At 72.0% G+C, this 12,869-nt stretch carries 14 protein-coding genes; 5 read left to right on the top strand and 9 right to left on the bottom strand.

Annotated elements, in window-relative coordinates; all coding sequences use genetic code 11:
- Positions 1–5: 5 nt before the first annotated feature.
- From ACZ7GJ_RS13715 to ACZ7GJ_RS13755, 9 genes are all read right to left on the bottom strand, one after another.
- Positions 6–323 (bottom strand): acyl carrier protein, encoded by a 318-nt coding sequence (locus tag ACZ7GJ_RS13715; RefSeq protein ID WP_470751513.1) that lies wholly within the window; start codon positions 321–323, stop codon positions 6–8.
- Complete coding sequence (locus ACZ7GJ_RS13720) at positions 307–1,656, bottom strand: class I adenylate-forming enzyme family protein (RefSeq protein WP_470751515.1); 1,350 nt, start codon at positions 1,654–1,656, stop codon at positions 307–309. Before ACZ7GJ_RS13720 ends, ACZ7GJ_RS13715 begins: the two co-directional genes overlap by 17 nt.
- Entirely contained in the window at positions 1,653–2,939 is a 1,287-nt protein-coding gene (locus ACZ7GJ_RS13725) for an MFS transporter (RefSeq protein WP_470751517.1), read from the bottom strand. The genes ACZ7GJ_RS13720 and ACZ7GJ_RS13725 overlap by 4 nt, the downstream gene beginning before the upstream one ends.
- Entirely contained in the window at positions 2,936–3,973 is a 1,038-nt protein-coding gene (locus ACZ7GJ_RS13730) for a biotin synthase BioB (protein ID WP_470751519.1), read from the bottom strand. Before ACZ7GJ_RS13730 ends, ACZ7GJ_RS13725 begins: the two co-directional genes overlap by 4 nt.
- Positions 3,957–5,222, bottom strand: coding sequence for a hypothetical protein (locus ACZ7GJ_RS13735; RefSeq protein WP_470751521.1), 1,266 nt, complete (start codon positions 5,220–5,222; stop codon positions 3,957–3,959). Before ACZ7GJ_RS13735 ends, ACZ7GJ_RS13730 begins: the two co-directional genes overlap by 17 nt.
- Complete coding sequence (locus ACZ7GJ_RS13740; protein WP_470751522.1) at positions 5,209–6,060, bottom strand: hypothetical protein; 852 nt, start codon at positions 6,058–6,060, stop codon at positions 5,209–5,211. Before ACZ7GJ_RS13740 ends, ACZ7GJ_RS13735 begins: the two co-directional genes overlap by 14 nt.
- Positions 6,061–6,085: 25 nt before the next feature.
- Positions 6,086–7,465, bottom strand: a complete 1,380-nt coding sequence (locus ACZ7GJ_RS13745) for a B12-binding domain-containing radical SAM protein (protein WP_470751523.1) — start codon at positions 7,463–7,465, stop codon at positions 6,086–6,088.
- Between the two features lie 152 nt (positions 7,466–7,617).
- Positions 7,618–7,908, bottom strand: a complete 291-nt coding sequence (locus ACZ7GJ_RS13750; RefSeq protein WP_470751524.1) for a hypothetical protein — start codon at positions 7,906–7,908, stop codon at positions 7,618–7,620.
- A gap of 208 nt (positions 7,909–8,116) precedes the next feature.
- Positions 8,117–9,103, bottom strand: a complete 987-nt coding sequence (locus tag ACZ7GJ_RS13755) for a LuxR C-terminal-related transcriptional regulator (RefSeq protein WP_470751526.1) — start codon at positions 9,101–9,103, stop codon at positions 8,117–8,119.
- 204 nt (positions 9,104–9,307) lie between these two features.
- Here ACZ7GJ_RS13755 and ACZ7GJ_RS13760 point away from each other — a divergent pair, with 204 nt between their 5' ends.
- From ACZ7GJ_RS13760 to ACZ7GJ_RS13780, 5 genes are all read left to right on the top strand, one after another.
- Positions 9,308–9,634 (top strand): hypothetical protein, encoded by a 327-nt coding sequence (locus ACZ7GJ_RS13760; protein WP_470751528.1) that lies wholly within the window; start codon positions 9,308–9,310, stop codon positions 9,632–9,634.
- Positions 9,635–9,761: 127 nt separating this feature from the next.
- Positions 9,762–9,977 (top strand): hypothetical protein, encoded by a 216-nt coding sequence (locus ACZ7GJ_RS13765; protein WP_470751530.1) that lies wholly within the window; start codon positions 9,762–9,764, stop codon positions 9,975–9,977.
- A gap of 77 nt (positions 9,978–10,054) precedes the next feature.
- Positions 10,055–11,077 carry a transcriptional regulator gene (locus ACZ7GJ_RS13770; protein WP_470751531.1) on the top strand — a complete coding sequence of 341 codons (1,023 nt, stop codon included), beginning with the start codon at positions 10,055–10,057 and terminating at the stop codon, positions 11,075–11,077.
- 218 nt (positions 11,078–11,295) lie between these two features.
- Positions 11,296–12,360 (top strand): MupA/Atu3671 family FMN-dependent luciferase-like monooxygenase, encoded by a 1,065-nt coding sequence (locus ACZ7GJ_RS13775; RefSeq protein WP_470751532.1) that lies wholly within the window; start codon positions 11,296–11,298, stop codon positions 12,358–12,360.
- A 56-nt stretch (positions 12,361–12,416) separates the two neighbouring features.
- Complete coding sequence (locus ACZ7GJ_RS13780) at positions 12,417–12,656, top strand: MbtH family protein (protein ID WP_365917688.1); 240 nt, start codon at positions 12,417–12,419, stop codon at positions 12,654–12,656.
- Positions 12,657–12,869: the final 213 nt, after the last annotated feature.

The raw sequence follows: 12,869 nt of genomic DNA on the forward strand, positions 1-12,869 counted from the left end.
ACCTCTCACAGTTGATCGACGGGCGCGCTCCGCGCCCTGTACAGGGCCTCGGCCCAGCCCGCCACGCAGCGGTGCCCCGGCCGCACCAGCACCTCGTCGGGAAGTTCCGTACCGGTCGCGTTCTCCAGCCGGGTGGCCAGGGCGATCCAGTCCAGCGAGCTCAGGCCGAACAGCGCGAGGTCCAGTGCGCGCAGCTCGGGGTCCGCGACCAGGTCCCCGGCCTCCGGGGGGCGGATGCCGCGCTCGGTCAGCGCCCGCACCACGTGCCGGGCGACCAGCAGTTCGCACGCGGTGCGCTCGTCGGGCTCATCGGGAGCGGGCATGTGCGGTCTCCTTCGGCATCGGCCGGGCCAGTTCGGTCAGTGCGCCCCGGTCCGGCTTGCCGACCGGGGTCCTGGGCAGCTCCCGCAGGACCAGCACCCGCGGTACGGGCGTCCCCTCCGGGCACCTGGCCAGGGCCGCGAGGAGGTCCTGGCGGGCGGCGCCGCCCTCCACGACGGCGTGGAAGTCCTCGGTCTCGGCGCTGTCGCTCCGGGGCAGGACCAGCAGGTAGACGTCTCTCACACCCGGTACGGAGCGCAGGGCCCGCTCGACGAGGTCCGCCCTGACGAACCGGCCGTTCAGGCGGAGCGGACCGCGCACGCGCTCGACGAAGTGCACGCAGCCGTCGGCTCCGTGGCGTACGACGTCGCCCGTGTGCCACTCCCGGCGGGGCTCCTGCCCGTCGCCGAGGTGGCCCTCGACCGGCGCGGCCAGCCGCAGCACCAGCTCCCCGGCCTTCCCGGGCGGCGGGGCGAGGACCTCGACGCCGGGTACCGGCCTGCCGATCCCGCGGTCGCCGAGGAACGTGCCACCCGTCTCCGAGGAGCCGTAGCCGCGCAGCAGCGGCACCCCGAAGCGCTCGGCGAACGCCTCGTTCAGCTCGTCGGGGACGGGCCCCGCGCCGGCCATCGCGGCGCGCGGCGCGGCGTCGCCACCGCGGCGGGTCCCGACCAGCAGCCGGGCCAGGGGAGCGGTGAGCGCGAGTACCGAGACGGCCCCGGTGTCGGCCTTGCGGGCGAGCGCCCCGGCCCGGACGAAGGGGGTCGCGTCGAGGTCGCAGCCGCCGAGGAGCGCGGCCATGGCGACGCCCCAGCCGAAGGAGTGCACCAGCGGTACGGGGACGGCGACGACCTCGCCGGGCACCAGGCCCAGCCCCGTGCGGTAGCCCTCGGCGTCGAGCAGCACGCTGTCCACGCCGCGCCGTACCAGCTTCGGCCGGTCCGTGCTCCCGGAACTCAGGTGCAGCACCGCGGTGGTGCCGAGGCCCGCGGGCGGCTGCTCACCCGAGCCCGCCGCCACGGACAGGCCGGGCCCGACCCGGCAGGCCCGGCGGAGGAGATCCGCATCGAGCGCGGCCACGTCGGAGACGGGCAGCGGGACCGCGTCCAGCAGCCACACCGCCAGGTTGGCCACCACCAGCTCCCGGCCCTGGAGCCCGGCGAGCACGACCACGTCTCCGGGCCGTACCCCTGCCTGCGTCAGGCGGCACCGCAGGGCCTCGAACGGTTCGCCGCCCGGGCCGTCGGCGGGACCGTCGACGGGGGCCGCGTCGATGCGGCCGCGCAGCGCCAGGATGCGTGCGGCGAGTTCCGGACGTCCGGTGGGCGCCGTCATCGCAGGGCCTCCACCGGCGCCGGCCGGGCGGCGCCCGCCGCCGTGACCTTGTCGACGGTGAGGATCGGCAGCACCGTCGCCACGCCGCCGACCACACCGATCCACAGGGTGGGGACCACGCCGAGGGACTGGCCCAGCCAGCCGGCGGCGAGCGCCGCGATCGGCATGCTGCCCCAGACGACGAACCTGATGGACGCGTTCATCCGCCCGAGCAGGTTCTTCGGGCACAGCGTCTGGCGCAGGCTGACCTGGGTCACGTTGTAGAGCAGCGCTCCGACGGTCAGGCCGAACTCGCCGACCAGCAGGACCGCCCCCGCCAGCACCTTGCTGTGCGGGGCGGCCAGGGCCGCCAGCGGGCTCGCCGCGGTGAAGGAGGCGGCCGTGATCAGGCCGCCGGCCATCACGGTGCCGGCGCTGAACCGCCGCCGGGCCCGCGGGGCGAGCGTCGCGCCCAGCACTCCGCCGACGGCGCCGCAGGTCATGATCAGCCCGAGCACGAACGCGTCGAAGCCGATGGTGCGCATGACCAGGACGGGGACCAGGGTGGCCACCATCGTGGCGAAGAAGTTGGACACGGCCATGGACAGCGCGAGCCGCCTGATGACCGGCTGGTCGCGGACGAAGCGCAGGCCCTCGGCGATGTCCGCCCGGAGCCGGCCCCTGACCGCGGGAGCGGGCTCGGGCCGCGGCTCGTTGTCCTTGGTCAACGCGAGGCACACGAAGCTCGCGAGGTAGGAGACGGCGTCCACGAGCAGCACGACCGGCGCGCTCACGGCCCGCATCAGCAGCCCGGCCAGGGCCGGTCCGCCGAGAGTGGAGACCTGGGACGTCGCTTCGAGGCGGGCGTTGGCGGGGCCGATGTCCTCGTCGGCCACGAGGACCGGCACGTACGACTGGTAGGCGACGTCGAAGAACACCGTGACGAGCCCGACCACGACCGCGACCGCGTACAGCGCCTCCATCCGCAGGTCGCCCGTGAGCCAGAGCACCGGGACCACGAGGACGGCCAGCGCGCGGACCAGGGCCGCCCACATCATCGTCCTGCGCTTCTGCATCCGGTCGACCCAGGCGCCCGCGGGCAGTCCGATCAGGAGGTAGCAGACGGTGGACGCGGCGGTGAGGACGCCCACTTCGCGGCTGCCGGCGTGCAGCAGGTCGACGGCGGTGACCGACAGGCCCAGCGCCCCGATGCGCGTGCCGAACTGCGACAGCGTCTGCCCGAACCAGAACCGTCTGAAGTTCGCGGACCTCACGGAGTGCGTGTCCACGGAGTGCGTGCTCACGCGCGCCCCAGGGCGCCGGCCCCGACGGGCACGCCCGCGCCCACTCCCGCGGGAACGTCCGGGTCCAGGAAGACCGAGCCCCGGGTCCGCAGGCCGGAGGCAGCGACGAGGTTCTCCACGTACTGCTTCTTGACCACGAAACGGTCCTTTCCGTAGATCAGGTAGCGCTGGAGGTCGGCATCACCGGTGAAGTTGATGGTCATCACGTTGGCGCCCGCCTCCAGACCCCGCGACTGGCCGCCCGAGGAGGTCTTCTCCAGGGCGCTCACCGACGGGATCAGCAGACCGGGGCGGTGCAGCCGCAGCGCGGCGAGCGCGTTGAGGGCGAGCTCGTTGGAGCCGATCGGCGAGAGCTGGAGCGGGGTGTTCGGGGCCGGCACGAAGGGGCTCACGCTGCACATGTGGACGCCGAAGGACTGCGCCAGCTCGATGTCGTCGACGATGCTGTCGAGCGACTGGCCGGGCAGGCTGGAGATGAGCCCCGTGCCCACCTTGAAGCCGAGGTCCAGCAGGTCCTGCATGCACCGCAGCCGGTCCTCCAGGGACTCGTGCCGCATCGCCTCGAACAGGCGGGGGTCGCTCGTCTCGTGCTTGAGGATGTAGCTCGTCGCACCGAGGTCGCGCAGCCGCTCGTACTGGCCGCGGCGCATGTTCCCCAGGTTGAGCAGGACCTCGACGCGGCCGTCGTAGAGCTCGCGGATCCGCGGGATGGCCTCCTCGATCGCCGCGAGGTTGCGCGGGGTCTCGCCGCCCTGGAGGAGGATGATGTCGATGCCCGCCTCGCGGATCTCCCGGGCCCGCTCCAGGATGCCGTCGGCGCTCATGAAGTACCGCTCGTTCTCCCGGGTGTTGTCCCGGCGCATCGGGCAGTAGTCGCAGTTCACCCGGCACACGTTGGTGACCTCGATGACGCCCCGCAGCACGACCGTCCGCCCGAAGTGCTCCTCCCGGAGCCGGCGGGCCTCGGCGAAGAGCTCCTGCTGCGCCGGCCCCCTGGCCGTCAGGTGGCTTCGTATTTCAGATCGAGTGAGCATGGCCCCATCCGCTTCGTTCGGTCGGCTGATTGTCGGAGTGCTGCGGGACAGCACGGTGGATCACCTGTTCGGCGACGAGCCGTGGATCCGCCGTCTCGCGGAAGGACTCGACGACCGTCGCCGGATCAGGCTCGAACCGCACCGTGGAGACGGAGCCGTTGACCGACACCTCGACGGTGGACCCGGGTGCGAGGCGCTCGCCGCTCAGATGGAGCGTGATACGGCTCGCGCCCTCGGCCTCGACCTCGAACCGGTCGGGGGCCGGGCGGCGGGCATGCACCCGGGCGACCTGCCCGGGCGTGATGCCGCCGACGCCCACCCAGTGGGCCCGGCCGTGCAGTTCGTCCCCGGCCCGGTGGTGGATCTCGACGGGCGGATCCGCCGGGCGGGTACGGTCCAGCGCGGCTGCGAGGCGGTCGAAGAGGGCGGTGCCCTCCGCCAGCCCGAGCGTGGCCAGCGCGTGGCCGCCGTCCGGGACCTCCACGTACGCGAGGTCGGGGTGCCCGGCCTCCCGCAGCGTGGCCACGGACTCGCGGTCGAAGCGCGCCGGGATCTTCTCGTCCCGGCCCCCGTGCACGACGAACAGCGGGAGCGGCAGGGTGTTGGGCAGCAGGGCCCGGGTCCTGCCGTCCGTACCGAACTGCTCCCAGACGGAGAGGGCGCCGTTGAGCGGGGCGGCCGCGGCGAAGGAGTGCCAGAACCGCATGCCGAGGTTCCAGGTCGCCAGCCCGCCCATCGAGATGCCCGACAGGGCGCACCGGTCCGGGTCGACGTCCAGCTCGGTGCGCGCCCAGCGGAGCGCGGCCAGCGGGAAGTCCCGGCCGGCCAGGTCCCAGCGCGGCATGGCGAAGCGGCTGCCGAAGATCCCGGCGAGGTCGAGGTTGTTCGTCCTCTCGGCCGGGAACTGCGCCGTCGGGCACAGGACCGCCATCGAGAGCCGGTCCCCGAGGGCGGCGAAGTGCGGCAGCACCTGCTCCCCGCTGCCCCCGGCCCCGTGCAGCACGATCAGCGCGCCGAGGCGCCGGTGCGGGGTGTACGGGGGCACGTGGACCGCCATCTCCGTGGCGCGGCCGTACCCGTCGGACAGTTCCACCCTCCCGGACCGGGCCCGCCAACCGCCCGCGTCCGCGTCCGGCCGGCCCAGCAGCTCGCGCAGCTCCGCCGCGCCGAGGCCCGCGGTGCGCAGCCGGGCGAGCGCCGAGGCGGTGTCGGCCCGCAGGCACAGTTCGCGCGCCTCACGCGGCCGCATGGCAGGCCCGCCCGTCCGGGGTGGGGGCGGTGGGGGCCGCCCCGAAGTCCAGCCGCCCCAGGCGTACGGGGGTGCGGCTCAGGCGCCGGGCCTTGAGCGCGGCCAGGGACAGCGCGGCCGAGAGGTCCGCCGCCGGTACGGGGAACTCGATGAAGGAGGCCCCCTTCGCCCGGGCCGTCGGACCCGCGGCCCGGGTCAGCGCGCCGAGGTCCGCGACGGAGCGCGGCGGGAAGCCGCTGAGCACCAGGCGGTGCCGGTCGAGCACCCAGCGCACGGTCGGGCCCACGGGCTCCGTACCGCCGTCCGGGAGGTCACCCAGGAGGTCGCCCACGAGCGGGGCCGCGGCCGCGCCCGGCAGGTCCACGGCGAGGACACCGTTACCGGCTTCGGTGGCGGCCTCGGAGCCGGCGGCCGGCTGCGAAGCGTCCGGGACGGCCACCTCGAACCGGTGGACCAGCGGCCCCGTCCCGCGCAGGCGCAGCATGCGCGCCAGCCCGGCCTCCGGCTTGTGCGGCTCGACCCAGGCGGCGATGCCCGCGTACCCGGCGGCCCGGGCGGTGGCCCGCAGTGCGAAGGCCAGCTCCAGGGCCGCGCCGCTGCCGCGGGCGCCCTCGTCGACGAACACGCCCTTGAGGAGGAGGTGGTCACCCCAGCGCATGCTGCGGTGCACGGCGGCCAGGGGGCCTGCGGGGGAGGATTCGAGCCCCATCCAGAGGCAGTCGTCCCCGGCGGCCAGCTCGCGGGCCAGCCTCGCGGCGTCGAGACCTTCGAGTTCGACGATCCGCAGGATCTCGTCGGCGTCGGCCGCCGTCAGTCGGCGTGTTCGACCGGTACTCATGAGCGTTCACCTGCACTGGTTCTGGTCACACGAGCGGCAGCAGTTGGCGGCTCAGTGCGAGGTAGGGCTGTTCCGTGGGCGCCGAGTCCTGGAGTTCCGCGGGGATGGGCACCTTGGTCATCCGCTTGCTCGCGCTTCGGCCGGCCATGAAGTTGATCAGTACGTTCGCCGGCATGAACCGGCTGTCGAGGTCCTGGATGATCCACGTGAAGAGATCGGGGTCGAACGGGTAGAACGTCGGGCTGACCAGTTCCGAATCGGGAATGGAGAGCTGTCGGGCCAGGCCCGTCTCCGGCAGCACCCGGTAGCCCACGTGCATCACCAACTCGCCGTCGAGGAGCTTGGAGTTGATGTAGCGGGCGCTGTTGCGCACGCTCTCCCGGTTCTCGCCGGGCCCGCCGAACACCACGCTCACGCGTACCGGAACGCCGTGCGCCCGGCACCGTTCGATGCACCGGTCGACGTGCCGGGTGTCGAAGGTCTTGCCCAGCAGCTTCATGCAGCGGTCGTCGAGGCTGTCGGGGGAGATGACCACGAACTCCACGTTGCTCTTGGCGAGCAGTTCGGCGAACTCGTCGTCGAAGGGCTTGGGCGTGAAGTAGGCCGACCAGGTCATTCCCGGCAGGTCCTGCTCGATGATCATCTGCACGACCTCCTTGGCGTACCGGAGTTCGCTGTTGAAGATGCCGTCGGTGAAGAACACCCGCCGGATCCCCGAGGCGTAGATGGCGTGCAGTTCCGCCGCGATGAGTTCCGTGGGTTTGAGGTCGCCGCCGTTGTCACCGCTGATGTAGGCGTACGGGCAGTACACGCACCCCTGGTAGCAGGTCTTGCGGCGGGTCTCCACGCCGATCATGGCCTCGTCGAACTTGACGTAGCTCTCCATGAGCGACTTCGGGTGGTCCAGCACGTTCGTCATGAAGCCGTCGTACCGGCGGCCCGTGAGGTTGGTGCCCGAGCCGCGGTAGCGCTCCGGGTCCCCGATGATGTCGAGCATGGCCTGCTCGCCGGGGCCGACGACGCCCACGTCGAACCTCAGGCGGGCCAGCAACTGGTCGCCGAACAGGCTGTATCCGGGCCCTCCGCCGACCAGCAGCGGGTTCTTGCCGGCGCGGGCCAGGGCCTCGCGCACCCGGTCGACGAAGGCCTCGTAGTGCTCGACGTGGCCGTCGCACGAGAGGTCGATGGGGTCGATGTTGCGGATGGTGAATCCGATGACGTCCCAGGGCCCGGTGACCCAGGAGAGGTCCTCGACGGCGCCGGGGTTCTCGACGAAGTCGAAGAGGAGGGTCTCGTGGCCCGCGCGGTCCAGGGCGTCCTGGACGCAGCGCAGTCCGATCGGGAAGATCGGCTCGTTGCCCGGCATGGGGAGACTGGCCAGATTGACGAGTGCGACGCGGGCCATCTTCGGTCCTCCGGAAGGGTTCTGCACGACGGGGGGAGTTGAACAGCGGGGACAGGCCGCGCGGCACGCGGCCCATCCCCGTCAAGGGGCCTATTCACCCCGCACGTCGGGAAATGATTCGACGCGATGCGGCTTTCTGCGACCGGTTCGGGTCAGGCGCAGGAAGGCACGACCATCTGGTGCAGGAAGTCGGAGTCGACGAGGTCGAAAAGCGCCTCGCAGAGCTTGTCGAAACGCTCCGGCTGGGTCGCCATGAGAACCTCGACGGCCTCCTTCTCCATGAGCATGCCGGAGCCGCCGAGGGCCTCGCGGGGGTTGTTCGCCAGGTGCGAGGCGAAGTTCTCGTCGTAGCTCAGGCGACCGATCATGGCCTCCATGGCAATGGCCGCCTTGTTGGCTTCGGCGATCTGCGCGGCGGTGTACTCGACAACCTGCTGGGACATTTGTTTCTCCTTTTGTTTCCCCGTGCATTCGGGGATGCCGCTTTCGGCGAGGAGAAAGTTCGCACGGGCCCTGACGGCCGGTCAACGGACAGCCGCATCCGGCAGTCGGACATCGTCCAACTGTCGCCAAAGGGCAGTTGGGCAAGAGGAGCAGGCACGAAAGAGGGCCCGGAGCGATCTCTCGCTCCGGGCCCCGTGGTCCGGTACTTCAGGCGGCGTCGCCCGGCAGGTACCCCTGCTGCACGGCGTGCACGCCGGCCTGGAAGCGGCTGCGGGCGCCGAGGTCCGCGAGCAGGTTCGCCGTGGTCCTGCGGACCGTACGGGCCGAGATCCCCAGGTTGTGGGCGATGGCCTCGTCCGTCCACCCGTCGGCCATCATGCGCAGCACCTGGGCCTGCTGCTTGGTGAGCCCGTTCGGCTCCCGCTCCGGTCGCGTGCCCAGCGGCTGGGCGGAGTGCCACACGGTCTCGAAGAGCGCGCACAGGAGGGTGATCGTGCCCGGGTTCTCGACGACCACCGCGCCGGTGCCGGTGTTGTGGCTGTCGGCGGCGATCAGGGCCACACGCCGGTCGATGATGATGAGGCGGTTGGGCAGCATGGGCACTGTACGGATCTGCGCGCCCTGCTCGGCCAGCCATTCGGCGTGTTCAACGGTGGGCGGGTCGCGCCGAATACTGTCGATGTATACGGTGCGCATCCGTACCCCCCGATTGAGCAGCCGGAGGTTGAGAGGGCGTGATGCGGCCATGTTGGCCGGGGTCTGGGGACCACCGGGCGCGAAGGTCAGGAACTCTTCCTGGACGCGGCCGTTGAGGATTTCGAGCTGTTCCCGGATGGCGTCCACGCCGGCCAGGTACTGGAAGCTCGGCCCGGCGCCGGGCGCGTACTGGTGCGCGTACTGGGCGATGACGTCGGCGATGGCCGCGCGGCTCGCCTCGACGTGCTGCTGGTGCGCGGCCAGCTCCGCCTGCTGCTGCGCGAGCAGGGCTTCCAGGCCGAGGAGGGGGTTCACCGCGCGAACCTCGGCCTCGTCCGCCGCCGAGTGCCGCACCAGTGCGAGTCCGCTCAGCCGGTCCAGCGCCTCGCGCACTTCGTTTTCCGGCAGGCCGAGGTCGGCGGCCCAGTCGGAGATGCCTCCTTCGGGGCGGGACAGCATGCTCCTATACACGGCCTCGGTGACCGAATCAATACCCAATCCGGAAAGCAACGGGATCTCTCCCCCCTGAACGTCTTGTCCTTTGAGCGCAATCTGAGATCTTGGTGACGATTATATGGAGGCCGGAGTACGGGTCTGCTGTGGCCTGTCCCACTGTTCGGCCATTCCGGGACCTCTCTTTGCGTGATGATCTGCTCACCCCCCTCTCCCCCTCTCGCTTGGTCATCTCCTTTTGTTTACGTGATGGGCGATATGCTGTATCTGATCCATATTCACCTCGCGCCGCATCCGGCGGGCATTGCGCTGCCCTTGCACGCGGCCTCCGTCATCGCCGGCGCGGTGCCGCGTGACAGTGGGATCCTGCACGTCGCCGTGCACCCGTCGGGCGGGGCGACCCCCGTCGTCGGCGTCTATCTGGAGTCCTCGGCGCTGGACCTCGCCGAGGCGGCCGCGCGCCGCGCGTGGCAGGCGGTCGTACGCGCCCTGCCGTGGTTCGGCGGCTGGTCCTTCCTCCACGCGCAGGCCCCGCTGATCCCGGACACCGAGTGGTGGCCCCGCACCGACGGGTGACCTGTCCTGTGGCGGACATGGCCGCTCTGCCCCTCCCACCGGCGCTTCTTTCCCGCCCAGTCCCGGGTGAGACTCGTTCCAGGGCCGATCGATGGCCCGGGGAACTGCGAAAAAACGGGAGAAACAGATGACGATGCGTCGAGTCGCGCTCATCGGGGCAGCGCTTGCGGCCGTGGCCGCCATGGCCGGGGGTCCGACCACCACCGGGCCTTCGACCTCGAACCCGGCATCCGTCCAGGCATCGGACTCCGGCTGGCAGTTCCGTACCGTCGCCGCCGCGGCCCCCTCCGGTCCGCAGACCACCTCGCCCTCCCGCATGCCGGGCGACTCGGGCTGGCAGTAGGGCCACCGCCCACTGGTGCCCGGATCCTTTGAGAGGCTGTGATGGCGGTGTTGTCCGAGATGCACGATTCTGAGTACTTGCTCAAGCTTCGAGATGATCTGCTCAAGATCCCGGTGGAGGACGTCGCACCGGGCGCGCTGAGAGTGGACGGCTCCCCGCGCAGCAGCGTGGAGGACCCGGAGCACACGCGCACGCTCGCCGAGCTCGGCGACCGGCTGCCGCCGGTGCTGGTGCACCGGGCGTCGATGACCGTCCTCGACGGGATCCACCGGCTGCGCGCGGCCGAGCTGAGGGGCCGCACCAGCATCCCCGTCCGCTTCTTCGCCGGCAGCATCGAGGACGGCCGCCTCCTGTCGGTGGCCCTCAACGTCGCCCACGGACTCCCGCTGTCCATGGCGGAGCGCGCCGCGGCCGTCGAACGCATCCTCGGCGCGCACCCCGACTGGTCGGACCGCGCGGTGGCGTCCGTGGCGGGCGTCTCCCCGGTCACGGCGGCGGACATCCGCCGCAGCCTCTTCGGCGAGGCGCCCCCCGACGCCAAGCGGGTGGGCCGCGACGGCCGGGCCCGGCCCGTCGATCCGGCCCGCGGTCGCCGCCTGGCCGCCGAGCTCATGCGGCAGAAGCCGGACGCGTCGCTGCGCCAGATCGCACGCGAGGCGGGCATCTCGCCCGCCACCGTCTCCGACGTACGCGACCGGATGGCGCGCGGCGAGGACGTGGCCGAACCCAGGCAGCCCGCACGCAGGGCGGCCGCAGGCCCGCTCCGCCCGGGCGCGCCCCTCGCCGTGGCGCCCGCCCCCGTACGCCGCCACACCGGCGCGGGACGGCCGGGCGACGCGGCGGAGATCTTCAACCTGCTGCGCCGGGACCCCTCGCTGCGCCACAACGAGAACGGACGCTCCGTACTGCGCCTGCTGGACGCGGGCGCGGCGGTGGCCCGCAACCGCGAGGGCCTCGCCGCGAGCCTGCCCTCGCACTGCAAGGCGGCCGTGGCCGAACTGGCCGAGGTCTATGCCCAGAGCTGGCAGCTCTTCGCGGCCGAGCTCCAGTCCAGGGGGTCCCGGACGAAGGACACCCTCCTCTTCGAACAGGCCGGCTGACCGGCCCCCCGGCCGGCCCCCCGGCCCCACCTCGCGGACGCCCGCGGCACTCCTCCCGTGCCGCGGGCGTCCGCGCGTCCGCCTCCGGCCCCCGGCTCCGCTTTCAGCCCCGCACATTGGCCGGAAATGGATTCGATAACGCGGTAAAACCCCGGCTCCCTAGCGTCGTGCTCGCCGACCAAACGAACCGACCGCCGAGCCGATCCGAAGGAGCCGGGGTGGACTTCAGTCTGTTCTACTTCGCCAACGACAGCACCGATTCCGGCGACGCCGGGCGCTACGAACTCCTCATCGAGGGAGCCAAGTTCGCCGACCGCAACGGCTTCACGGCGGTGTGGACGCCCGAGCGGCACTTCCACCCCTTCGGCGGCCTCTACCCCAACCCCGCCGTCACCGGCGCCGCCCTCGCCGCGCTCACCGAGCGCATCGGCATCCGCGCCGGCAGCGTCGTCGCCCCGCTCGGCCACCCGCTGCGCATCGCCGAGGACTGGTCGGTCGTCGACAACCTCTCCGGCGGCCGGGCCGGGGTGTCCTTCGCCTCCGGCTGGCACCCCACCGACTTCGTCCTGCGCCCCGACGCCCACGCGCGCCGCAAGGAACTGCTCACCGAGACGGTGGAGTCCGTACGCGACCTGTGGCAGGGCGGGAGCATCACCCTCCCCGACGGCAAGGGCAAGGACGCGGACGTACGGATCTACCCGCCGGCCGTCCAGAGCGAACTGCCCGTCTGGATCACCAGCGCGGGCAGCGCCGACACCTTCCGCACGGCGGGCGAACTCGGCGCCGGGGTGCTGACCCACCTGCTCGGGCAGGACCTCGACGAACTCGCCGGGAAGCTGGCCGTCTACCGGGCCGCCCTGCGCGAGCACCACGGGGACAAGCCCGGCCACGTCGTACTGATGCTGCACACCTTCCTCGGCACCGACACCGAGGAGGTCCGCGAGCTGGTGCGGCCCTCGCTCTCCGAGTACCTGAAGACCTCCTTCGGCCTGCTGTCGGGCACGGTCGACTCCGACCGCGGCTCCTTCGACCCGAAGAGCGTCCAGGAGTCCGACGTGGACTACCTCGTGGAGCGGGCCTTCCAGCGGTTCTACGACCGCCAGGGCATGTTCGGCACGGTCGAGCGCGGCCTCGCCGTCGTCGAGCGGCTGGAGGCGCTGGGCATCGACGAAGTGGGCTGCCTCATCGACTTCGGAGTCGATGTGCAGACCACCCTCAAGAGCCTCGAACACCTCAATGACCTGCGGGTTCGTGCCGCTGGACCCCGTATGGGGTCGATATAGCGACTCCTCGCAGAGTCGTACGCAACTCCGCCCGACCAACCGTTTTGGAGACCGACATGAGTGACGTCCAGACCGACGAGCGCACCTACCGCGTGGTCCGCAACGACGAGGAGCAGTACTCGGTGTGGTGGGCCGACCGCGACCTGCCGGCCGGCTGGCACGCGGAGGGCTTCGAGGGCTCCAAGGAGGCCTGCCTGGACCGGATCGGCGAGGTGTGGACCGACATGCGTCCGCTCAGCCTGCGCCGCCGGATGGAGCAGGCGGCCGCCGGCGAGTCCCTCGCCAACGCCTCCTGACCCAGCCTCCCCGGCCCCCACCCCTCACCCCCACCCCGCTCGTCCCGGAACCACCGCACCACCGAACCACCCCACCCCCCACCGCGCAGACCGCGCCGGCCCGGCCGCCCCCGCCCGGGCCGGCGCAGCACTTTCACCAGGCAGTCACACCCGCACGCATCCGGCCACATCCGATTCGAGCCGGCCCGTCAACTCATCAAGAGGACCCGAGAG

This window comes from Streptomyces sp. NPDC037242, from assembly GCF_055604165.1.